20 protein-coding genes and 3 pseudogenes are annotated in these 21156 nt (G+C 58.8%); 7 read left to right on the forward strand and 16 right to left on the reverse strand.

Features of this window, described 5'->3' with window-relative positions; all coding sequences use genetic code 11:
* Positions 1-13: 13 nt before the first annotated feature.
* Positions 14-1216, forward strand: a complete 1203-nt coding sequence (locus tag AC0NIL_RS29205; RefSeq protein ID WP_473574299.1) for an IS256 family transposase — start codon at positions 14-16, stop codon at positions 1214-1216.
* Between the two features lie 39 nt (positions 1217-1255).
* On the opposite strand, the pseudogene AC0NIL_RS29210 reads toward AC0NIL_RS29205, so the two are convergent.
* Positions 1256-1375: pseudogene (locus AC0NIL_RS29210) on the reverse strand (IS5/IS1182 family transposase); the annotation flags it as partial.
* A 771-nt stretch (positions 1376-2146) separates the two neighbouring features.
* Positions 2147-2380: a helix-turn-helix domain-containing protein gene (locus AC0NIL_RS29215; protein WP_473574301.1), complete on the reverse strand. Its 234-nt coding sequence runs from the start codon at positions 2378-2380 to the stop codon at positions 2147-2149.
* A 117-nt stretch (positions 2381-2497) separates the two neighbouring features.
* Between AC0NIL_RS29215 and AC0NIL_RS29220 the strand changes: the two genes are divergently transcribed.
* From AC0NIL_RS29220 to proB, 3 genes and pseudogenes are all read left to right on the forward strand, one after another.
* The gene (locus tag AC0NIL_RS29220; protein ID WP_473574304.1) at positions 2498-2782 is read left to right on the forward strand and encodes a DNA -binding domain-containing protein; all 285 of its coding nucleotides are present in this window, start codon (positions 2498-2500) and stop codon (positions 2780-2782) included.
* 113 nt (positions 2783-2895) lie between these two features.
* The gene (locus AC0NIL_RS29225) at positions 2896-3888 is read left to right on the forward strand and encodes an IS481 family transposase (RefSeq protein ID WP_474048309.1); all 993 of its coding nucleotides are present in this window, start codon (positions 2896-2898) and stop codon (positions 3886-3888) included.
* Positions 3889-4413: 525 nt separating this feature from the next.
* Positions 4414-5271 (forward strand): annotated as a pseudogene (gene proB, locus AC0NIL_RS29230) (glutamate 5-kinase).
* Between the two features lie 180 nt (positions 5272-5451).
* Here the strand turns inward: proB and AC0NIL_RS29235 are convergent.
* The 8 genes from AC0NIL_RS29235 to AC0NIL_RS29270 all read right to left on the reverse strand — a co-directional run bounded on the left by AC0NIL_RS29235 (position 5452) and on the right by AC0NIL_RS29270 (position 14938).
* Positions 5452-6183, reverse strand: a complete 732-nt coding sequence (locus AC0NIL_RS29235; RefSeq protein ID WP_473574244.1) for a LuxR family transcriptional regulator — start codon at positions 6181-6183, stop codon at positions 5452-5454.
* A 130-nt stretch (positions 6184-6313) separates the two neighbouring features.
* A complete protein-coding gene (locus AC0NIL_RS29240) occupies positions 6314-7348 on the reverse strand; it encodes a CaiB/BaiF CoA transferase family protein (RefSeq protein ID WP_473574245.1) in 1035 nt (344 codons plus the stop codon).
* Between the two features lie 468 nt (positions 7349-7816).
* Positions 7817-9316: a M81 family metallopeptidase gene (locus AC0NIL_RS29245; protein ID WP_473574246.1), complete on the reverse strand. Its 1500-nt coding sequence runs from the start codon at positions 9314-9316 to the stop codon at positions 7817-7819.
* Positions 9313-10494 (reverse strand): ABC transporter ATP-binding protein, encoded by a 1182-nt coding sequence (locus AC0NIL_RS29250; protein WP_473574247.1) that lies wholly within the window; start codon positions 10492-10494, stop codon positions 9313-9315. The genes AC0NIL_RS29245 and AC0NIL_RS29250 overlap by 4 nt, the downstream gene beginning before the upstream one ends.
* Positions 10491-11498, reverse strand: a complete 1008-nt coding sequence (locus AC0NIL_RS29255) for an ABC transporter ATP-binding protein (protein ID WP_473574248.1) — start codon at positions 11496-11498, stop codon at positions 10491-10493. Before AC0NIL_RS29255 ends, AC0NIL_RS29250 begins: the two co-directional genes overlap by 4 nt.
* 1 nt (position 11499) lies before the next feature.
* Positions 11500-12381 (reverse strand): ABC transporter permease, encoded by an 882-nt coding sequence (locus tag AC0NIL_RS29260; protein ID WP_473574249.1) that lies wholly within the window; start codon positions 12379-12381, stop codon positions 11500-11502.
* A gap of 2 nt (positions 12382-12383) precedes the next feature.
* Positions 12384-13325, reverse strand: coding sequence for an ABC transporter permease (locus tag AC0NIL_RS29265; RefSeq protein ID WP_473574251.1), 942 nt, complete (start codon positions 13323-13325; stop codon positions 12384-12386).
* Positions 13326-13330: 5 nt separating this feature from the next.
* Complete coding sequence (locus AC0NIL_RS29270) at positions 13331-14938, reverse strand: ABC transporter substrate-binding protein (protein ID WP_473574252.1); 1608 nt, start codon at positions 14936-14938, stop codon at positions 13331-13333.
* A gap of 480 nt (positions 14939-15418) precedes the next feature.
* On the opposite strand from AC0NIL_RS29270, the gene AC0NIL_RS29275 reads away from it, so the two are divergent.
* Together AC0NIL_RS29275 and AC0NIL_RS29280 are read left to right on the forward strand one after the other, a co-directional pair.
* The gene (locus AC0NIL_RS29275) at positions 15419-15730 is read left to right on the forward strand and encodes a hypothetical protein (RefSeq protein WP_473574253.1); all 312 of its coding nucleotides are present in this window, start codon (positions 15419-15421) and stop codon (positions 15728-15730) included.
* A gap of 8 nt (positions 15731-15738) precedes the next feature.
* The gene (locus tag AC0NIL_RS29280; protein ID WP_473574254.1) at positions 15739-15978 is read left to right on the forward strand and encodes a hypothetical protein; all 240 of its coding nucleotides are present in this window, start codon (positions 15739-15741) and stop codon (positions 15976-15978) included.
* Positions 15979-16051: 73 nt separating this feature from the next.
* On the opposite strand, the pseudogene AC0NIL_RS29285 reads toward AC0NIL_RS29280, so the two are convergent.
* Positions 16052-16188: pseudogene (locus AC0NIL_RS29285) on the reverse strand (transposase domain-containing protein); the annotation flags it as partial.
* 243 nt (positions 16189-16431) lie between these two features.
* On the opposite strand from AC0NIL_RS29285, the gene AC0NIL_RS29290 reads away from it, so the two are divergent.
* Positions 16432-16746 (forward strand): hypothetical protein, encoded by a 315-nt coding sequence (locus AC0NIL_RS29290; protein ID WP_473574256.1) that lies wholly within the window; start codon positions 16432-16434, stop codon positions 16744-16746.
* Here the strand turns inward: AC0NIL_RS29290 and AC0NIL_RS29295 are convergent.
* The 5 genes from AC0NIL_RS29295 to AC0NIL_RS29315 all read right to left on the reverse strand — a co-directional run bounded on the left by AC0NIL_RS29295 (position 16711) and on the right by AC0NIL_RS29315 (position 20970).
* Positions 16711-17679 carry an ornithine cyclodeaminase family protein gene (locus tag AC0NIL_RS29295; RefSeq protein WP_473574257.1) on the reverse strand — a complete coding sequence of 323 codons (969 nt, stop codon included), beginning with the start codon at positions 17677-17679 and terminating at the stop codon, positions 16711-16713. The two genes, AC0NIL_RS29290 and AC0NIL_RS29295, sit on opposite strands and share 36 nt — an antisense overlap.
* 35 nt (positions 17680-17714) lie before the next feature.
* On the reverse strand, positions 17715-18056 hold the full coding sequence (locus AC0NIL_RS29300) for a pyrroline-5-carboxylate reductase family protein (protein WP_473574259.1): 342 nt from the start codon (positions 18054-18056) through the stop codon (positions 17715-17717).
* Entirely contained in the window at positions 18046-18564 is a 519-nt protein-coding gene (locus AC0NIL_RS29305) for a pyrroline-5-carboxylate reductase family protein (protein ID WP_473574261.1), read from the reverse strand. The genes AC0NIL_RS29300 and AC0NIL_RS29305 overlap by 11 nt, the downstream gene beginning before the upstream one ends.
* Positions 18565-18644: 80 nt before the next feature.
* Positions 18645-20192, reverse strand: a complete 1548-nt coding sequence (locus tag AC0NIL_RS29310) for a class I adenylate-forming enzyme family protein (RefSeq protein ID WP_473574262.1) — start codon at positions 20190-20192, stop codon at positions 18645-18647.
* Positions 20193-20199: 7 nt separating this feature from the next.
* Positions 20200-20970 (reverse strand): enoyl-CoA hydratase/isomerase family protein, encoded by a 771-nt coding sequence (locus AC0NIL_RS29315; protein ID WP_473574263.1) that lies wholly within the window; start codon positions 20968-20970, stop codon positions 20200-20202.
* Positions 20971-21156 lie beyond the last annotated feature (186 nt).

A 21156-nucleotide genomic window follows, 5' to 3' on the forward strand; every position in this document is an offset into this window, starting at 1 on the left:
AGAGAATCATCACATGGCTATCGAGAAAGAACTGCTGGACCAGCTGCTTGCTGGTCGCGATCCCAATGAGGTGTTTGCCCGAGATGGGCTGCTTGACGATCTGAAGAAGGCGCTTTCGGAGCGCATTTTGAACGCCGAACTCGATGAGCACCTTGAGGACGAGAGCACCGAGGGGAATGCCAATCGCCGTAACGGCCATTCGCGAAAGTCGGTGCTGACGGGCACATCGAAGATGACGCTGACGATCCCGCGTGACCGTGCCGGAACCTTCGATCCGAAGCTGATCGCCAAATATCAGCGCCGCTTCCCAGACTTCGACGACAAGATCATCTCCATGTATGCGCGCGGCATGACGGTGCGCGAGATCCGCGGCCACCTGGAAGAACTCTATGGTATCGACGTATCGCCGGACCTGATCTCGGCTGTCACCGACGCCGTCCTGGAGGAAGTGGCCGAGTGGCAGAACCGGCCGCTGGACGCGGTCTATCCGCTCGTCTTCTTCGATGCCATCCGGGTCAAGATCAGGGACGAGGGCTTCGTCAGGAACAAGGCCGTCTACATCGCGCTCGGCATCCTGCCGGACGGCACGAAGGAGATTCTCGGCATCTGGATCGAGCAGACCGAGGGCGCCAAGTTCTGGCTGCGTGTCATGAACGAGATGAAGAGCCGTGGCGTCGGCGACATCCTCATCGCCGTCGTCGATGGGCTGAAAGGCTTCCCCGAGGCAATCAACGCCGTCTTTCCCCAGACCGTGGTTCAGACCTGCATCGTGCACCTGATCCGTCATTCCCTGGAGTTCGTGTCCTGGAAGGACCGCAAGTCCGTCGTGCCGGCGCTGCGCGCGATCTACCGGGCCAAGGACGCCGAAGCCGGCATGAAGGCCCTTGAGGACTTCGAAGCCAGCTACTGGGGGCAGCGATATCCGGCAATCACGCAAAGCTGGCGGCGCAACTGGCAGCATGTCGTCCCATTCTTTGCTTATCCCGAAAGCGTGCGGCGGATCATCTACACCACGAACGCCATAGAGGCGCTGAACTCGAAACTGCGCCGCGCCGTCCGCACCCGGGGACACTTCCCGAGTGACGATGCGGCCATGAAGCTGTTATACTTGGTCCTGAACCACGCCGCCGAGGAATGGAAACGACCGCCGCGCGAATGGTTCGAGGCCAAGACCCAGTTCGCCGTCGTCTTCGGCGAGAGGTTCGTCAGCCAATGACGAAATCGGCCTCGCGCACAGAATTCCTGACAGTCCCATGACGAACAGGATCCCGCTGAGCACCCGCCGATCATCTACCCGAGGCACGCCGTGCGACAGCGGGAAGTACGGCTCGATCCGCCGCATCTGCTCCGGCGATAACATCAGCAAATCATCCATCGTGGCACCTCCGCCAACAATGAATCAGCCACTCACCATCAACTCAAGCGGATTAATAGGTCCTGACCCTAGCCGCCTGAGATGGAAGTGCTTAGTTGGCGGTCGATCAAGAAAGCTTTTCGTATTGTTGACGAAACGCTGAAGTCAGCCGTTGCCGGCATCGGTCTCCCGAACTTCATGTCTGAGCCTAGGCGCCTGCGCAAGCAAGCACGGACCTCCTCGACACCCACCAGGTGCTTACGTCAGCGAGGTGAGAGCTGCCAGCTCCTTACTGCAGCACCGCTGGCTGGCACCTGGAAAGCATTCTCGGCCGCCTGAGCCACCCTTGCCTTGCCCCGGCACCCACGGAAGGGTGCGAGCTACAGATGGGCAATGATGACGGTCTGTGATCTCCTGGTAGAGCCTAGCGTCAGAGCCCCGCCCTCACCTGTGGCTCCGCTGGCGGTTGGCTCCTGTCTTGCATGCATCATTTTGTCTCAGCTGCTGATCGAGGGGGGCGAGCCGGAAAGGCAGCCGTCCAGACGGAGTGCATCCGAAGAACCGGAACAAAGAGACGGACCCTGAGCGGCGAAGATTGCGGGACGCCTCGGCGGGCCCAGAAGGGGTGCCGCCTGCCTGAAGCCATCGGGAGGCTCAAAAAGAAGAGCTGCGCGCGCCTGCGACCCGCTCCAGGGGGCGGGAGGCGAATACTGGCTGAGACGCCCGGGATTGCGAAGAAAACGGGGGCTGGTAGCCCGGCAACCGGTGGCTCCGGGAGGCGCGTTGGCCCAGCTACGTTCGCAGGCTCAACAGAATCTCGCACGGGTCAGCGTCAAGCACTGCAGTTACGTCGAGAAATTCAATGACATCGAGACGCCGCTCTCCACCCTCGTATTTGGCCACGAAGGATTGGGGACGGCTAAGCTTCTCGGCCAGTTGCTCCTGGGTGAAGCCCTTGGCCTTGCGCAGTGATCTCAGCTGGTCCAGAAACCTCTGGTGGCGGGGAGATCGGAGAGATTTGGGCATCTAGGCGAACCGGACGGATAAAGACCGGCTCAGCCACTAATCCCTGTTCCGGATAATCCCATTTTGGGATATTCTGTCTTGAATCCAGCGATCAACATGCGAGGTTTCGCGGCAGAGATGAATCGATCAACGGGAACGAACGGTACTCAGAGCTCAGCACTGCGCGACGAGGTTCCCTGGTCGGAGAGCCTCACGAGCTATGACCGGGAGCATCTCAACATCTATCTGAGGATTATCGACGCTTGCGCGGACAATGCTAGCATAGAAGAGATGGCAGATCTCATCCTCGGCATCGACCCCGTCCATGAACCGGTACGCGCCCGCAACGCTGTCCGCAGCCATATCGATCGGGCCAACTGGATGGTGACGACCGGCTACAAGGAACTGTTCGCCGCTGGATGAACGAGCTGTGCGCTCCGTCACGCGTCAGGCGAACGTACCAGACCGAGCACGGCTAGATGTTTGATCCCAGGCTTTGATGGGGCATCCTTATCCTCCGAATCGAGGGATGCACTATGGGCCAAGTTCTTCATGGGAGCGCCACGACGACAGAGGCAATCCGTCGAGCGATACAGCATAGTCAAGAGAGCCTGAGGACGCTGGCCAAGCGCTACGGCATCAATCAGAAGACTGTCGCCAAATGGCGGGAGCGGACTTCGGTGACCGATCTGCCGACCGGTCCGAAAGAGCCGAGATCGACGGTTCTATCTGTCGAGGAAGAGGCCGTCATCGTCGCCTTCCGCCGGTACACGCTGCTGCCGCTGGACGATTGCCTCTACGCCTTGCAGCCGACGATCCCGCACCTGACGCGTTCGTCCTTGCATCGCTGCCTGCAACGCCATGGCATCGGCCGGCTGCCGGATGTCGAAGGCGACAAGCCGGCAAGAAAGAAGTTCAAAAGCTACCCGATCGGCTACTTCCACATCGACGTCGCCGAGGTGCGCACCGAACAGGGCAAGCTGCACATGTTCGTCGCCATCGACCGCACCTCCAAGTTCGCTTTCGTCGAGCTGCACGAGAAGGCCACTACCGCTGTCTCTAAAGAGTTTCTGCTCCGGCTGATCGGCGCAGTCCCCTACAAGATACACACTGTACTCACTGACAACGGCATCCAATTCACCACGCCCGGCGCCGGTGGCTCGGCCGTGCCGCTGATCAAGGAAGCAATGGCAAACGGCGAGCTGTTTCGGGCGCACGCCTTCGAATACACGTGCGCCAGGAACGACATCGACCACCGCACGACCAAGGTCAGGCATCCATGGACCAATGGCCAAGTCGAGAGAATGAACCGGACCATCAAGGACGCCACCGTCAAGCGCTTCTACTATGAGAACCACGATCAGCTCCGGCAGCACCTCACCGACTTCGTCGCTGCGTACAACTTCGCCCGCAGGCTCAAGACCCTCAAGGGCCTCACGCCCTACGAGTTCATTTGCAAGGCATGGGCTGCGCAGCCAGAACGCTTCAAGCTTGATCCGCTCCAGCAAATGCCGGGACTAAACATCTAAGCCGGTCGTCAATGGATGCATGTGCCGAGCGCGCCTTCCGTCTGGATGCTGTTGTTTATGACACCAAGCCGCAAAGCTGGTTAAGCGGGGCGACGAGACTGCGAATCCACTTTTGTTCGCTCGTTGGCCAACCAAATAACAGTAGAAGCTTGCCAGAGCGAAGCCGCGCCAGCGGATTCGGGGGCTTTGCAAGGCGTCCGCCTCAATTGCATTCGGCTGGAGACCATCTATCGCCACTGTCGGAAGCACCCGCCCCACCGCCGTGCTTGCCGGTCGTATCGAGAACGGCTTCATCAGTCCCGCTCAAGCTGCCTCAAATCCTCTTCAGTGCAGAGCGACTCATGTTCGCCCCTCTGTGATGAAACCGTGAACTGCCGCTACATAAGTTTATACAAGCTTCATGAGCGCCAATCGCTCGGGGTTATGTGGCCGCAACTCCAGGCCGTCAAAAAGAGGCTGACGCTGCTTGTGCTTGAGCGCCACAGAGCTCTGTCGCTCGTGTATCGCCAAGAAGAGAGTGGAATCATGTCTTTATTGTCACTGCAGCGAGACCCAGTGACAGCGGCGACAAGATCGATCCAATTATTTTCGGCTCAGCGGCTAGTGGTCAAGATTGGCTCGGCACTGCTCGTCGATGAAGTGACCTGCGATAAGCGCATTGGCTGGCTTGAAACGCTGATTGCGGATGTAGTGCGCTTTTTCTCACGTGGGCAGCAGGTGATCATCGTCACGTCCGGTGCAGTCGCGCTTGGATCTGCTCAATTCGACGGTCTGGGCAGACCGCTGCGAATGCAGGAGAAGCAAACGGCCGCCGCGATCGGTCAGGTTCGGCTCATCCTTGCTTACGAACAGAGTTTGAAGCGGCATGGTTTCGCTGTGGGACAGATGTTATTGACCGGCGAAGATATGGAGAACCAGCATCGCCGCCATAACGCATGGTCGACACTTTAACAACTTCTGAAAATTGGCGTTGTACCTGTCATCAACGAGAACGACACCACTGCAACGGCAGAGATCTGCTTTGGCGACAATGACCGGCTGGCGGCACGCGTCGCACAGATGGTAGGCGCCGACCTTCTCGTTCTGCTTTCCAACGTAGATGGCCTGTTCACCGAAGACCCACACGACAATCCGCTGGCTCGTCTGGTTACAGAGGTGCGATGTATTTCCCCCGAGATAGAGGCCATGGCGGGCCATTCCCACACCTGTCATAGTTCGGGTGGCATGGTGACAAAATTGATGGCAGCAAAGATAGCCATGGACGCGGGATGTAGCATGCTCATTGCGAGAGGAAACGAGGCTTACCCACTCGCCGCGATCGAGAACGGTGCGCCATCAACGTCGTTTGTTCCGCTCGCCAGGGCCACACGCGGGGAACATTGATGAAGTCCTCGCCGCTTGAACCATTGCAGCCACTGTCGATCCTTCGATCCGAAGGCAGCTTGCAATCCACCGGACGCAATAAGTTGCATCACAGGCCACAATGACGCCTGGGCTCGGGGCCAGTGTACCAACGCCGAAATGACTTTTGCCCAGCATAGGGCACCCAAGGCAGGTCGGTTTTTAGAGGAAAGATCGTGAGGAGGCCAGCAGCGCCACCGCTTGGTCTTTTGTGCGCACGCCGAGCTTGCTCCTGGCATTTTCCAGATGGAAAGCGACAGTGCGCGACCTGATGCCTAGGATGCAGGCTGTGTCCGAGGCGGACTTGCCGCGGGCCGCCCACTGCAGGCATTCATACTCACGTGGTGTCAGCAGAATGCCGTCCACCATTCGACTGGTCGAGAGCTTGCGTCGGACATGAACGTGAAAGCATGTTGCCATGAATTGGAGCGCCTGCTCATACCGCTCGGCAACGCGCAGCAAACCGGACGGCTCACGCGCGGCAAAGGTCATCGCTGCAGCACGTCCCCTGAGATCAACAATGGGGATCGTCAATCCACAGCAGATGCCGAACTCTGCCGCTTCGACGAAGAGCCTTTGCTGAACCTGCGATATTTCAACGCCACGAAGATCCGAATCCCATAGGAAGGGGCAACCGGCAAGGCGCGCACGCATGATGACGGGATCGACTCGCTGATACTGGTTTCGGAAATAGTGCGCGGTCCAATGGGGCGGATAATTGGAGATCAGCTTGGGCTCGTCGGAAGGTCGCGACGGAAGGGATAAATAAGCGAACGTGAGTAGATCTAGTCCCGAGACAGCGCTGGCCAAGGCTTCCCGGAAATCTGTTTCGTCGACACTTTCCGACAGCTTTTCCAGGAGTGTCTCGAACAACCGCGGTATGCCTTCCGTCATTGTCCTTACTTAAAATTCCAACCTATTACGACCGATAACATCGTGCCGTCTCTTTCTGTCGATCGCGGGCTAGACCACGGAGGCTTCTGCGGCAATAGCGCGGTCGCGGCGTAAGGACAGTAACCTGCGATCATTCGGTCGCTTCCTGCGACATCGCGCGCTCTCCCGCCACGTCAGCCAGCTCTGGCATGCCGTCAGGATGCGCCTCCGCCAATGAAAGAACCGGTGTCACGCAAGCGTCGCTATCCGCGAAGACTTCGCTCCAATCGTCCAGCGTTCGAGCCTTGAAACGCTCGGTCAGGCCTTTTCTTGCCTCCGGCCAGCCTTCCTTCCGCTCCATCAATCCGGTTAGTTCGGGCCAGCCGAGCTTCCGCCCGATCTCCGCAATGAACTTCGGCTCCAGCGCACCGGCCGCGAGCCAGCGGCCGTCAGAGGTAGCATAGGTGTCGTAGGTAGGCATCCCGCCGCTCAAGGATTCACGCCAGGATTCCTCCGGGTGACCGCCGAGCACGGTCGCAGCCGAGATGTCCGACAAAAGATAACGGACGCCGTCCGTCATCGAGAGCCAGATGCGCTGCCCCTGGTCCGTGCGCCCGCGTTCGAGCAATGCGGCCAGGATCGCGCAGACGGTGAGGGTGCCCCCTGCCGCATAATCCCCAATGATGTTCTGGGGGGCGACGGGCTTGCCCTGCCGATCACGGATCATGGAGAGCGCGCCGGCCAACGCTAGATAATTGATGTCGTGGCCTGCCCGCGTCGCATCCGGTGCCTTACTGCCGTAGCCCCTGATTTCGCATAAAATGAGGTGGGGGTTCTCTGAGCCGAGAACGTCCCATCCGAGCCCGAGCGCCTCAAGCTTTCCTGGACGCATCTCGCTGATAAAGACGTCCGCAGTCCGAACGAGTTGCAGGAGGTCGGCACGCCCCTCTTCCGACTTCAGGTCCAGCGGCAGCCGCGGCTTGCCCCTGGCCAACACGTCGTTCGGACCTCCGCGTCCGGCGAGCATCGGGTCGTCGGCGGCTCCCGTATAATCCGGCTTCGTCGCCATCGGGTTCACGACCGCAATGACTTCCGCTCCCATGTCCGCGAGCACCATCGACGCGAACGGTCCAGGCGCGTTGACAGAAATGTCGATAACCTTGATGCCTGTCAGGGCTGTCTTCATCCGCGAGCGTCTCCGGCCCCGATCATGATCTCTTCACCGATCTTGGAGGTGGTGATATGCACGAGGGACACTCGTCCGTGCCGGAGTGGATGACCCGCGGGATCATGGCTATGGCTCCCGCCTCCTTGACACGACGCATTGGCTATTACGTCGCGCCTAGACGGCGATCAGGATGATCGACCTTGTGCACGTGCATGCGATTACCGAGCCATTGGCGGAGTGGACCGGCAGGCCTCCAGTCTATCTTCGGCCGGCTGCTCGCCAAGCCGCTGGAGTGTAGAGCGGCCGGTCGCGATCGCACGCCGGACCTCTGCGGGGCTCCTCGTAGGTCATGAATGGCTCTCGGAATCTGATTGGACAGCTGCTGGATGATCCCTGGCCGAGGCTGTCCCGTCATGCCTGCTGGCTCCCAGAACCACGACGGCATCACCAAGGATCGCCTCGTTAACGCTTTGCCGATCAGTTGATTCAGCTTTCAGCGCGTTCGATCTTCATGTCCCGGTCGATCGGGAAGATCGGCCGCGGCACGTTTCGATAAGGCAACCTCTCTAGATGGGTAGTGCAGAGTGCGCCACTATCGCACAGGATGACCTTGCCGGCGATGGGCGCGAAGGCGGCACGGAAATGCTGCTGGGACTTGAGCGCTACTATGGTTTTGGCGGCGGGGTCGATGCCGAAAGCGCGAAACTGTTGCAAGTCCAGCATCTGTCCGCCCCCGCTCACTACCAGAATCTGGATGCCGCCCACCTGCAGGACCGCGGTTTCGCCAAAGGACATATGCAACCCGCCGATCTGCGGACCGTCGCCGGTGTAAGAGCCGTCGCTGATCAGACGGACCTCTCCTTCGAGTTCCAGCGGTGGGCCGCCAAAGCCCGGATCGGACTTGCCGCCCAGCTTCACTTTCACGAGGTCGCCCGCCTTGTGGCGATGGAGCTGCTTGGCGGTTTCCGGATCGAACATCGGTCCGAAAGCGGCATCAGTGATCCCGGCATCGAGGAGCGCCTTCAGCAGATTAGTTGAGTCGCCATAGGCGCCGGCACCCGGATTGTCGGCGTAATCGGCGATTATAAGAGGACCCTTGTCACTCTTGTAGCCCTTGGCAATCTCGGCCGCCTCCTCGACTGGCATGAAATAATCAATTATGTCGAAGCGTTTTTCCCAAATATCGTCAGCAATTGCCTCGGCGAAGACGCGATGCTTGGCTTCGTTGCCGTCAAAAGTGACGGTGACTGTCGGGCCGACCTCGCGGATATCGGCACAGCCGAATCCAGAATTTATGCTGACGGCAAAGACGCCGGGCTCCTTTTCATAAGCGATGGCTTTGGCTATCCGATCGATCATCGGACCGACATCCGTCCGTCCGCTATTCGCCTCCCGCAGCATCGGCGGATGAACGCGCAAGGTGCGTGGGCGAATCTCGCCCTTCATCGCGCGCTGAAGGATGTCCCCAGCCTGGCGGCCGACTTTGCGCATCTCGACATGAGGGTATGTTTTATCGGATACGACGATAGCGGCGAGTTCGCACATCTTAGGCGTCACGTTGGCGTGAGGATCGAGGGTGATCGCAATAGGAATATCCGGCCCGACTACTGCGCGCAGTCGATCCAAGATCTCACCCTCGCCGTCCTCGCAAAATTCCGTCACCATCGCACCGTGAAGGCCGAGTAGGATTCCATTAAGTTTCGCTTTGTGCTCAGCGGCCGCTGCAACGATGGCCCCGCCCAGGCGATCGAAAGCGTCGCGGGTCACGACGAAACAATTATCGGTAGTAGCGCTGAGCACATGAATTTGTTTCCAGCCGTAGTCGCGCGCGCAATCGCCGAAACCGGCAAGCTCGGTGTTGGCGTGTCCCCGCTCTTTAATAGCATCGTCGCTGAATAAACATTCGAAGGCAGCATAGTCGACGCGATTCTTATTGAATGTGTTAGATTCAGTCGAGAATTCAGCGGTTAAAATAGTGAATGTCATGAGGAAGTGAGTCCTTTTGGCAGGTGAGTACAACGGTTTCTGTCACCGGGAGAAATAGGGTCATCGAAGTAGAGGGCGCGTAGGCTTAGATTTCGCTCAGGCACAGATGACGGCGGAAATCCGGGACATGGAAGGAGTCGCGACGGCTGACATTTCGGTTCGGTTTTACCTTCGAGGAGATTGGCTGGCTGGGCCTCCACGTCTGTGGCCGGGGCGCGCACGTGGCAGGCCACAACGCGCCCATCTGACATCGGCACCAAAGGTGGTACCTCGATGCGGCACCGATTAACCGCGAGTGGACAGCGCGGATGGAACGCGCATCCGCTCGGCGGATTGATAGGGCTTGGCACCTCGCCCTCTACGGACAGCTCCAACCGAACTCGCGTCGGATCCGGCAGCGGAGCTGCCGCAATCAGCGCCTCTGTGTAGGGGTGGACCGGGTTGGCGAACAGCGCCTCGCATTGCGCGAGTTCCACGATCCGCCCCAAATACATGACCGCCACGCGATGACCGATATGCTCGACGACGCCAAGGTCATGTGAGATGAAGACGAAGGCGATGCCCATCTGCTGCTGGAGATCCAGCAGCAGATTCAAGATCTGCGCCTGCACGGAGACGTCGAGGGCCGACACCGCTTCGTCGGCGATGATGAGCGAGGGGTTGAGCGACAGGGCGCGTGCAATGCCGAGCCGCTGGCGCTGACCGCCCGACAATTCAGATGGGAGCCTGTGCATCATCTCCGGCGACATTCCGACCTTTCGGAGGAGGTCTGCGGCGAGTGCCTGGCGCTGCCTTCGGCCGAGGCGCTCAAAGTTCTCGACGGGTTCGGTGATGATCTGGCCGGCGGTGAGGCGCGGGTTCAGCGATGAGTAAGGGTCCTGAAAGACCATCTGCATGCGACGGCGCCAAGCGTGAAGGGCGTCCTTCTTAAGACCTGCGATGTCGGTCCCGTCGATCAGCACGCGACCAGACGTCGGCTCGACGAGTCGCATTAGGAGGCGCGCCACGGTGGACTTGCCGCAGCCCGACTCACCGACGATACAGAGCGTCTCACCCGCCTCGACGGAAAACGACACGTCCTCCACCGCCCGAATCACCGGAATGCTTTTCTTGAAGATTCCCGAGCCAAGCGGATAGTGCTTGGTCAGATTCTCGACTTTCAGCAGAGGAGCGTTCATGCGTTCATCACCTCTTCGGCGCGCCAGCAAGCCGCGGCGTGGCTCGAGCCGACATCACGCAGGGCCGGCGTCTTCTCGCGGCAAATGTCGATCGCGAACGGGCAGCGAGGCGCAAAGCTGCAGCCGACAATGGGCTCGCGCAGACTTGGCACGATACCGGGAATTTCCGGAAGGCGGCGCTGTCGGCCGCGCCGCCGGTCAGGCACCGATCGCATGAGCCCTTGCGTGTAGGGATGCGCCGGACGCGCAAACAGATCGAATACGGTCGCCTGCTCAACGATCCGGCCAGCGTACATCACAATCACGCGTTGGCATGTCTGGGCCACAACACCCAAATCATGCGTGATGAACATCACGGCTGTTCCCGTGCGCTCCTTCAGATCGACGATCAGCCGCAGGATCTGGGCCTGGATGGTGACGTCAAGGGCGGTCGTAGGCTCGTCGGCAATCAATAGCTCTGGCGAGCAGGCCAGGGCCATGGCAATCATGGCGCGCTGGCGCATGCCGCCCGACATTTCGTGGGGATAGTTGTTGACCCGCCGTTCTGGATCCGCGATGCGGACCAGACGCAACATCTCTTCGGCCTTGGACATTGCTTCTGACCGGGAGGCGTTGGCGTGGATCTGCACCGCCTCGGCGATCTGGTGGCCGACCGTATAAACCGGGTTCAGGCTCGTCATCGGGTCCTGGAATATCATGGCAATCCGGTCACCACGGATCTTGCGCATCTCCCGATCGGACAGCTGAAGCAGGTCGCGACCCTGGAAGCGGACCTCGCCGCCAACGGTCCTGGCGCCCGGCTTCGGCAGCAGGCGAAGGATCGACAGCGCCGTTACGCTTTTCCCGCATCCCGATTCGCCGACAACCCCAAGTGTTTCGCCTTTCTTCACTTGGAAGCTAATGCCGTTCAGCGCACGGGTGACGCTGTCTTCGCCAAAGAAATGCGTTTCGAGGTCTCGCACCTCGAGCAGCAAGTGGTTTCCGAGCCTTTGATGCATCTGCATGTCAGCGCCTCTGCCTGGCGCGAGGATCGAACAGGTCGCGCAGGCCATCCCCGAGCAGGTTGACGGCAAGGACGGTGACGGCAAGGCAGATGCCGGGGGCAAAGATCGTCAACGGCGCGATCGCCAGATAGAGCCGCGAGCTGGCGATCATGTTGCCCCAGCTCGGAATCTCGGGCGGCACCCCCACGCCAAGAAAGCTCAGCCCGGCCTCCGTAAGGATCGCACTGGCGCAGACGGTGGCGCCCTGCACCATCAGTGTCGGAACCGTGCTCGGCAGGATATGCCGCCAAAGCACCCTCGGCAGGTGCGCCCCGCCGCACAGCGCGGCCTCGACATAGGGGCGCTCGCGAATCCCCAGCACCACCGAACGGACCAGCCGCGCGACGGCTGGCGTCTCGGGGATCGCGATCGCGACGATCAGGATGCCGAGCCCCGGACCTGTCAAGGATATGAGCGCAATCGCCAGCAGAATCGTCGGGATCGACATCAGCCCGTCCATGACCCGCATGATGACATTGTCGAAGCTGCGGCTGTAACCGGCGATGACACCGATCAGGAGCCCGACCATGGCCGCGCTCGCCGCAGACAGCAGCCCGACCAGGAGCGAGATGCGGGCACCGAAGATCGTTCGCGAAAACACATCCCGCCCCAGATTGTCGCTCCCGAACCACATTTCGGGGGAAGGCGGCTGCAGCCGCTTGAATGGATCCATGTTCCCCGGATCGCCGGCGTAAAGCGGTGCGGCGAGCGCTAGGATGATCAGAAGCCCTAGCAGGCCGCCGCCTGCCATGACCAGCGGGTGACGCCTTGCCAGACGGGGAAGGTCAGAGATTCGCAGGCGCCCCGTCGGGACGTACTCAACTGGTGCGGAGAGGAGCGTCATAATCAGTACCGGATTCGGGGATCGATCAGCGTATAGGCAAGATCGACCGCGAGGTTGATAATGACGTACAGACCCGCAGTCAGGATGAGCACACTCTGGATAATCGGATAGTCGCGCTTACTGATCGCATTGACGACCAGACGACCGACACCGGGTATGTTGAACACCGTTTCCGTGATGACGACACCGCCGATCAGACCTGCGAAACTTAAGCCGATCACGGTGAGGATCGGGACACCCGCATTCTTCAGAGCGTGGTGGAAAAGCATGGCATAGGACGAGGCGCCCTTGGCAGCGGCTGTTCGCATATAGTCTTCCGACAGCACCTCAAGCATGCTCGCCCGCGTAATCCGAGCGATGAATGCAATGTAGCCAAGACTTAACGCCACGGTCGGCAGGATCAGGTGTACCAACCATGGTCCCAGGCCACGGTTGATCGGCACATACCCTTGGATCGGTAGCCAGCGTGCGCTGACAGCGAAGAAGTATATGAAAAAAAAACCGACGACGAATACCGGGACAGAAAAACCAAGTGCCGAGAACGCCGTGAGCGAGCGATCAATAAAACCGCCAGTTCGCCACGCCGCAAGGATACCGAAAGAGATCCCGATCGTGGCCGAAAGGATCATCGTCAAGATCGACAAGGAAATAGTCGGTTCCAGTCGCTGCGAGATGAGTTGGAGGACGGGGGTTCCCGTGAAAACCGAGGTCCCGAAGTCGCCGCTGAGGATGCTGCGAGCCCAATTGACGAACTGAACGGGCAGCGGCTGGTCGAGTCCCAGCTGTTCGCGGATTCCAACGATCATCTCGGGTGTCGCCGCGTCGCCGGCGATTTTAGCCGCTGGGTCTCCGGGCGCCAATCTGAGAAGCAGGAAGATGAAGATGCCGACCATCGCCATGACGGCAATGGCCGAGACCATCCTGCGCAGGATGTAAGCAGCCATTGTCTTCAGGCCTTCTGCATGTTCCACATTGCCAGAAACGAGGGCACGCCGATAAGGCCGGTCAGAGTTTTCCGACGCCCGATTGGATTGACATATTGACCCAAAGGAACTTCGGGGACGTAGTCCCACCAAATCTGTTGCATCTTACGGGCTAATGCCTTGCGCTCTTCGAGCGTATCGACATCCGCCCATTTGAGCCGGAGAGCCTCATATTCATCGTTCTTCGGCCAGCCGAACCACGCACTGTCCCCACTCATTTGCATGCTGAATGAGTTGATAAGATTACCACGGAGGTAGTCACCTGCCGATGATATGAAGATGCTCCAGCCTCCGTCCTCCACGGACCCCTTCTTCGCGCGGCGCGCAACCATCGCGCTCCAGTCGCTCGGCGCAAGTTCGACGTTGACCCCGATCTTGCGCAGCGAGGCCGCGATCAGTTGCGCTCCGTTATTGGACGTCGCCCAGTCCGTAGCTTGGAGAATAACGACCTTTTCGCCGGAATATCCGGCCTCCTTGAATAGTTGCTTGGCTCTTTCCGGGTCGCCGCCCTTCTTGTACCAACCGGTATTGTCGTCATTTGAGGTCGGTGCAGTGTTCCCGAACATCGAAATAACGGGGCGTCCGAATTTCGGATCGGGAGACAAAACTTGGAGGAACGCCTCTTGATCAATCAGATGAAGCATCGCCTGGCGCGCCTTTACGTTGTCGAAAGGCTTCTGCAGGCAATTCATGCGCAGGAACGCGTCCTCGCCCGCACCGTCCAGAACCTGGAGTGCAAGGCTGGAATCGCTCTCAATCGCTGGGAAAAGATCGGCCGGTGGCTGGTAGACAAAATCGATCTCACCCGACTGCAAGGCTGCGAAAGCAGTCTGCTGATCGGACATATTGTCCCAGATGACACGATCGACCTTGACGATCTTCCCGCCGGCCAATAAGTTGGGCAGTTCTTTGCGCGCGACATATTTCTCGTTGCGATCGTAGGTGACGCTCGCACCCGGCTTCGCGAGTGTCTCGTTGAACTTGAACGGTCCCGATCCGATATTCGCGGTAACCTGCTCGGTTGCGGGACGATTTGCGTCCTTCTCGCGCATCATGAATGGGCCTTGGTAAGCCAGAATGTCGAGCAGAACCCCCAAGGGTTCCTTGAGCGTGATCGCAAAAGTCCTATCGTCCGTTTTTGAGATGTCGCTCGCCCGCGCCATGATCAACTTCCCGCCGGGCGCTCCAGGTGCCCAGCGACGGATGGATGCCACACAGTCCGCCGCGGTAACGGAAGTGCCGTCGTGCCATTCCAAGCCATCGCGGAGCTCGAACGTATAGGTCTTCCTGTCCTCGGATAGGCCCCACTTACCCACCATTTGCGGCTGCGGCATAGACTTGGAATCGACCCCGAAAAGCGTGTCGTAGATCGCGAAGCCATGAGACTGGGTGAGGGCATCCGTCGTGACGACCGGATCGAAAACCGTGAGGTCACCCACCACCATTCGGACTGTCTGAGCGTCGGCTGGAGATGTCTGGGCCCTCAAGATCGACGGGATCGATAAAGCCGCTGCACCGGCTATGCCTGCTTTCATGAGGCCACGGCGAGAGATATTGCGTTCAATCGGATTCATTCGAATTCCCCTGTGGTTGCTATTTATCTTCTCACTCCGCCGCTTCGTCGGGGTATCCAACGCCACGTGCCGATTATGCAATACGCATTATTGCATAATGAACCAGAGTGTCAATCGGTTGATGCATACGGTGTCGGTAGAACACGATATGTTCGGTTTAGATCTCGGGGTCCATTGAGGTTTTGAGATGCGTCGGACGGAAGCCCTTCAGGGTGTCGCGTATGATCAAGTTTGTGAGCATTTTGAGCCGCTACGAAGCGGCGGAGTTGAACCAGCTGGAAGCAGCGGAGATACTTGGGGTTGGCGAACGGACGTTCCGACGCATGCCAGCGCTTTTAGGATGACGGATAGCGGGCCTTTTGGATCGCCGACTGGGCAAGGCTTCGGGCAAGCGGGTTCCGGTTGACCGGGCGGACGAGGTCGAAGCGCTCTACCGCACGCGTTACGCCGGCTTCACGGCGAAGCATTTTCACGAATCTGGTGAAGGACCATCAGTTCCACTGGAGCTACACGTGGACTAAGAAATTCCTACACTCGAAGGGTTTGCTGGTGAAGGCCAAGCGGCGCGGCGCGCATCGCCGCAAGCGGGTGCGCCGCCCTCTGCCAGGAATGATGCTGCACCAGAACGGCTCCCGGCACGAATGGCTTGCCGGCCAGCCGGCGCTCGACCTGATCGTCACGCTCGACGATGCGACGGGGTCGCTCTATTCGGCCTTTCTGGTCGAGGAGGGAGGCACGGATTCAACCTTCGGGCACTTGGGGAAGTGTTTGGCCGCCACGGCCTTCCGCTGAGCCTCTACATGGATCGCGGCAGCCATTATTTTCACACGCCGCAGTCGGGCGCAAAGGTGGATCGAAGCAACCTGACGCAGGCCGGTCGGGCGCTCGCTCATCTGAGCATCGAACATATCGCGGCCTATTCGCAGCAGGCGCGCGGGCGCTCAGAACGGGCTTTTCGCACGCTCCAGGACCGGCCGGTCAAGGAACTGGCGCTGGTGGAGATATCGACGGGTCGCGGCCGCCGACGTCTTCATCCGTGATGTCTATATTCCCGCTTACATCGCCCAATTCGCCGTCAAGCCGGAACAGGAAGGCTCGGCTTTCGTGCCTTCGGGCCGCGGCTGGTTGGGTCCGCAGTTTTGCCCATCTCCAATTCCACGGCAGCAAATCATCGATCCGCTGGGCCGGATAGGCGGGCAGTCGAGCGAGGACGTCGGCGAGCAGGCCTGCGGGTCGATTCTGTTCATCTTGGTTATGCCGACACGCCGATCTCCAGGCTGGAGCAATTGCTCCCGTGGAATTGGGTGGCACCGTCAGTACAAGCCGTTGCTGCGTAGGATCAACTGACCGCTCACAAAACCGACAGAGATCAGTCTGACCAAAAACCGAGCTCTTGTCCGCGATATGTTGCTTCGCGATTGGGATCCGATCAGCGTATCTGGCATTCCCGAAGCTAGGACGAATATGACGACTATGCCGACGTCGTGCTCGGGATGGTGGTCAACGAAAACCCGACGGCGGAAGACATCGCCGGCGATCTCTTCAAAATCGCCACCGAGGATATGGCGCTGTCCGATCGCGAGATGGCGAACTCCCATGAACACCTCACGATTGTCACGCTTGAATTTGATGATCATCCCATTCCACGCATTCCCGCGCTTGACGTTTTCGAGATCCTCATCTCCGCGACGACAGCGGATATCCTCAACTGGCCATGCCGTTCTTGCTGGCTGGCGGCACTCATTGTGTTTGGGTGCCACATCATACGACGATCAGCGCGGGAGCTTCATACCAACGTTGATTGCTAAGGCTTTCAGGTAGAATTCGCTGGCAACCACGAGATCAGCCAGAGCGAAGCCAGGGTACAAAAAAAGTATTCGGTCGGTCGCTCCCCGGCGACCCATGACAGTTCCACTCGCAAGTTCCGACAAATCCGCATCGAAGGGTCCAGAATAAGCAAGCGTTATGCGATTGTCAGAATCCTCAGCTTGCGACCGGTCATCTGTCGCATAGTAGTCAAATGATCCAAGACTTTCAGGCAGCCACGAGCGGCCCATATCCACAGCGATAACCAAGCTCCCTGGTCGGAGCTTTCGAGCATCCAGAAACGGACCCATTCCTTTGATGCTGGGGACGGTCGAGATTACGATGTCGCAATTGAGGACTTCGTCGACGTTTTCAGTCGCACGACCTTGGATTCCCATAGTGCCTGCGTGCTTTGCCAGCCTTTCTGATGATTCCGCTCGGCGGTCGAGACACACAACATTGGTAATCTTTGGAAGGACATTATGAAGGGCTGCAACATGTCCAACGGCCTGAGCACCGCAACCGACGAATCCGAGGGAGGCGGAGTTGTGAGCGGCAAGATATTCGGCCCCCAACGCTGACATAGCCGCCGTTCTAAGAATCGTGAGGCGGTTACCGTCTATCACGGCCAGCGGCCTTCCCGTTTCGAACTCACTTAGGATCACGAGGCCGTTGACATTCGTCAACCCTCGTTGGGAGTTAGCACCGTTGAGACCGACCCATTTCACGGCCGCAAACGCCGGTCCCGTGGAGACAGCTGCCATCGCCTGGAAGTAGTGATCCGGCGTGACTTTCAACGTTTGCTTAGGCGGAAGTTTGATATCACTTGAACCATAGTTTCTAAAGCCATCTCGGATCGCGTTCCGGATGATAGAGGGAGCGAGGGTGACTTTGTCTAGGTCAGCGCCGCTCAAGTACAAGATGGGATCGTCCATGGTTTCCTCCTCGTCCTTGCCGCTTCGTTCTCTACTCACGCGCTTGAGGAGAGCGCTTTTGATCGGTCGAAAGCCGCGTTCGTTGTGCGTCGAATGAGAGACAGGAGTTGGTCCTCGGCAGTAAGCTGCGCGAGCGCTGCTTCTGTCGTACCTCTTGGGCTGGTAACCTGTCGTCGAAGGTCCGCCGGCTCGTCATCGGTTTGCATGGCTAGGGCGCCGGCGCCATGAACCGTCTCCTTAACGAGTATCCCGGCGAGTTCCGTCGGCAGACCGAGTTCGTGAGCGGCCGCGGTGAGGCACTCCATAACATAAAAGATATAGGCGGGGCCGGAGCCGCTGATCGCCGTCGCGGCGTCCACTAAAACCTCATTGTCCACCTTGTGTACCCGAGCCTCCCGCAGCAAACAAGAATATCACCTTGTTTAGCGTCACCTCCGGAATACGGTCGCCCGGAAAAACAATCGTTGAGCCCTTACCAGTCGCGGCAGGAGTGTTAGGGATCGCCCGAATCACGCGCGCCCCCTCGAGCAGTGCAACCAACCTGTTGATTGTTACACCGGCTGCAATACTGACGAAAATCGCGTGTTCTGAGAAACGACGATAAACCGGAAGCACTGTTGCCAGTGCCTGGGGCTTTAGAGCGAGAACGACCAGATCGGCCTGATCGGGCAGACTGCCCGGACTCTCATGTGTTGTGACCCCTAATTGTGCCGCCCGGATGCGAAGGCCGACAGCCGGCTCAACCACATGCACGTTCTTCGGATCAACGGCGTTTGCGTCCAGCCAGCCCCTTATCAGCGCATATCCCATATTGCCGCAGCCGACGAGGATCAAACGATCGGTTATTCCGCTGATGCCGTCCCAACCATCTGTCTCTCCTTTCACATGTCACTCTCATCTCGGACGCTGGGTTCTGCGGCACTTTTTCGGATCATGCCGAGGCTGCCCTGTGAAGCTGGGCGAGCCTACACCCGAGCCCGTTCTTGGGCTGCCCATCGATCCCAGCAATCGTCCAAGTCCCTTGGAAGCAGATGCTTCTTGATCCTATGGCTTGGCGTGCGCTCGAAGTCGCTAACAACCGCGATATACCGAGGGTTTTGATAGGACGCGAGACGTTCGGCGAGCCACCAGGACAAATGTACAGGATCAATTGACTTACCGCTCTTTGCCTTCACGAACAGCTTGATGTCCTGCTCGCCAACATCTGCAGCCACTCCGATCATCGCGCAGTCCTCGACCGCAGGATGAGCGGCCGCTACACGCTCAACCTCCCAAGCCGAAACGTTCTCGCCTCTGCATCTAACACTGTCAGTCATGCGCCCGTGGAACCAGAGATTTCCATCCGGATCTAGAGTGCCGGCGTCACCGGTGCGAAGAGCTCCGTCAACAAGAGCCTTGTCGGTTGCCTCCTGATTATTGAGGTATCCTTTGAACAGCGCCCCATCCAATGATGAGCGAACAACAATCTCTCCCCTGTTGCCAGGAGCCACGGGATTGCCGTACTCGTCTTCAACATCAACAGTGTACCAAGGCGTCGGTTTCCCGACTGACCCGACCAGGCCTTCAGTGTTGCAGGTAGTGATGCTCGAGGCTTCGGTCATGCCATAGCACTCTCGGATTTCCACGCCGAAGCGGTCGCGAAATTTTTGCCAAATGTCCTCGGGGCACCCGCCCCCCCACGCAATGCGGACAGCGTGTTGCCGGTCAAGAGGGTTTCGAGGCTGCTTGAGCAGGATTTGCAAAATTCCGCCCAGATAGTGAATGTGTGTGGCACGGAAGCTTCGCACCTGATCCCAAAAGTGGCGCGCACTGAATCGAACGACCAGCGCCAGTTTGACATCTTCGATGATCGGCAAAATCAACAGCTGAGCGCCGCCGATATGAAAGAACGGCTCCCATACAAAAAAAACGTCACCTGGCGCCATAGCCGTCAGTGTGCGCACAGCTTCCCCTGCAAGCCGCAACATCCCATGTGTGACCAGAACGCCCTTCGGTCTTCCGGTGGTCCCGGATGTATACATTATTGCGAACAGGTCATGCACTTCGAGCGGCGAGTCAGTGAAGGTTAATTCCTTCTGCAGAACAGTCTCGAACGAGCGTTGATCAAGCGGCTCACCGATCGTGATCACCGCGCCCAATGAAATCTCCGCACCGCAATCGGCGACTGTCGGGAGAAAATCCCGATCGCAGACAACGAGTTTCGGCTTACTGTGGTCTAGGATGTAGCGTAGCCCCTCGCCTTTCTGTTGAGCATTTATAGGCACCCAAACGGCGCCCGCTCGGGCGATTCCGAAAAGCACGGGCAGAGACAGCCGTGAATTGCGCATCATCACTGCCACACGGTCGCCTGCCTGCAGCCCCCTAAGCCGCAATTCTGCTGCGAATGTCGCCGATTGTTTCTTCAACGTGGCAAAGGTAATTGCTTCGGCGTTGAAGTGAGCAAAAATCTGGGTTGGGTTATGGTCGGATTTCGCAAGGAAGTCCGCAATAAAACCCTTCAGGGTATAAACCATTGCAATGTCACGCCTTTCTGGAGGCGCGCTCTGTCAGGAATTTTTCCATCATCTGAGCTGTCTCACCTGACGCGTAAGCTTCTCGATGGATCGGCACCGCAGCGTCGAGGCACTCCCGGAACCCGATTTCGGTCATCTCGCGAAGCCACTGCTTATCCAGACGCATGGCCACGGGCGGCTTCGCTGCGAGTTCGCGCGCCAACGAGAGAGCGGCCTCTAGTACACCTTCCGCTGGAACAATCTTGTTGATTACTCCGATTGCGTGGCACTCGGTCGCGTCCATTAGACGGCCGCTGAGCGTCAAATCGGTTGTGCGGGCAAGCCCAAGGATTTCCCGCATGATCCACGGTCCAGTAACGCTTGCGATTCCTGAATTGATTTCAGGCTGACCCATCCGAACTCCTGGATGGCCGATCCGGAAGTCGCAAAGGAGCGCAACTTGAAATGCCGAACCGGCGGCAACACCATTTAAGGCCGCAATAAGCGGCTTGGTGAGCGATCGTATCGCGGTATACAGACGCTCCCACTCAGCAATCCATTTGGATCCAGTGTCACCGTCAAACGTCTTCGCTTCGTTTAGATCTTGACCGGCACAGAATGCGCGGTTTCCCGCTCCCGTCAGCACGATCGCCCGGACTGCTTGATCCCCTTCAAGTTCCAAACAGGCATCAACCAGTTGGCTGCGCATTGGCGCGTGCCAAGCATTCAGGATTTCCGGCCTGTGCAGTGTTATGACAGCGACCTCATCTTGCCTGTCGATGAGAATGTAGCGATCCATGGCGCGCCTCCGATACAGATATTGAAATACAATATCTAATATCGCATAATGTGCTGACGTCGCTGACGTAAGTCAACCCCCTTCCGCTCGTTGCAGACGAATCCGGGTCGGCCGACGTGGACGGAGGTCATTGATGATCGACTTCCCACGCGCCGACCCTCAGGAAACCGAGGATGACTACTTGCT

The organism is Mesorhizobium sp. WSM1343, from assembly GCF_055901535.1.

Excerpts from the sequence above, each read along its gene's own strand:
- AC0NIL_RS29205 (WP_473574299.1), top strand. The coding sequence starts at position 14 with ATGGCTATCGAGAAAGAACTGCTGGACCAGCTGCTTGCTGGTCGCGAT.
- AC0NIL_RS29215 (WP_473574301.1), bottom strand. The coding sequence starts at position 2,380 with ATGCCCAAATCTCTCCGATCTCCCCGCCACCAGAGGTTTCTGGACCAG.
- AC0NIL_RS29220 (WP_473574304.1), top strand. The coding sequence starts at position 2,498 with ATGAATCGATCAACGGGAACGAACGGTACTCAGAGCTCAGCACTGCGC.
- AC0NIL_RS29225 (WP_474048309.1), top strand. The coding sequence starts at position 2,896 with ATGGGCCAAGTTCTTCATGGGAGCGCCACGACGACAGAGGCAATCCGT.
- AC0NIL_RS29235 (WP_473574244.1), bottom strand. The coding sequence starts at position 6,183 with ATGACGGAAGGCATACCGCGGTTGTTCGAGACACTCCTGGAAAAGCTG.
- AC0NIL_RS29240 (WP_473574245.1), bottom strand. The coding sequence starts at position 7,348 with ATGAAGACAGCCCTGACAGGCATCAAGGTTATCGACATTTCTGTCAAC.
- AC0NIL_RS29245 (WP_473574246.1), bottom strand. The coding sequence starts at position 9,316 with ATGACATTCACTATTTTAACCGCTGAATTCTCGACTGAATCTAACACA.
- AC0NIL_RS29250 (WP_473574247.1), bottom strand. The coding sequence starts at position 10,494 with ATGAACGCTCCTCTGCTGAAAGTCGAGAATCTGACCAAGCACTATCCG.
- AC0NIL_RS29255 (WP_473574248.1), bottom strand. The coding sequence starts at position 11,498 with ATGCAGATGCATCAAAGGCTCGGAAACCACTTGCTGCTCGAGGTGCGA.
- AC0NIL_RS29260 (WP_473574249.1), bottom strand. The coding sequence starts at position 12,381 with ATGACGCTCCTCTCCGCACCAGTTGAGTACGTCCCGACGGGGCGCCTG.
- AC0NIL_RS29265 (WP_473574251.1), bottom strand. The coding sequence starts at position 13,325 with ATGGCTGCTTACATCCTGCGCAGGATGGTCTCGGCCATTGCCGTCATG.
- AC0NIL_RS29270 (WP_473574252.1), bottom strand. The coding sequence starts at position 14,938 with ATGAATCCGATTGAACGCAATATCTCTCGCCGTGGCCTCATGAAAGCA.
- AC0NIL_RS29280 (WP_473574254.1), top strand. The coding sequence starts at position 15,739 with ATGGATCGCGGCAGCCATTATTTTCACACGCCGCAGTCGGGCGCAAAG.
- AC0NIL_RS29290 (WP_473574256.1), top strand. The coding sequence starts at position 16,432 with ATGGTGGTCAACGAAAACCCGACGGCGGAAGACATCGCCGGCGATCTC.
- AC0NIL_RS29295 (WP_473574257.1), bottom strand. The coding sequence starts at position 17,679 with ATGGACGATCCCATCTTGTACTTGAGCGGCGCTGACCTAGACAAAGTC.
- AC0NIL_RS29310 (WP_473574262.1), bottom strand. The coding sequence starts at position 20,192 with ATGGTTTATACCCTGAAGGGTTTTATTGCGGACTTCCTTGCGAAATCC.
- AC0NIL_RS29315 (WP_473574263.1), bottom strand. The coding sequence starts at position 20,970 with ATGGATCGCTACATTCTCATCGACAGGCAAGATGAGGTCGCTGTCATA.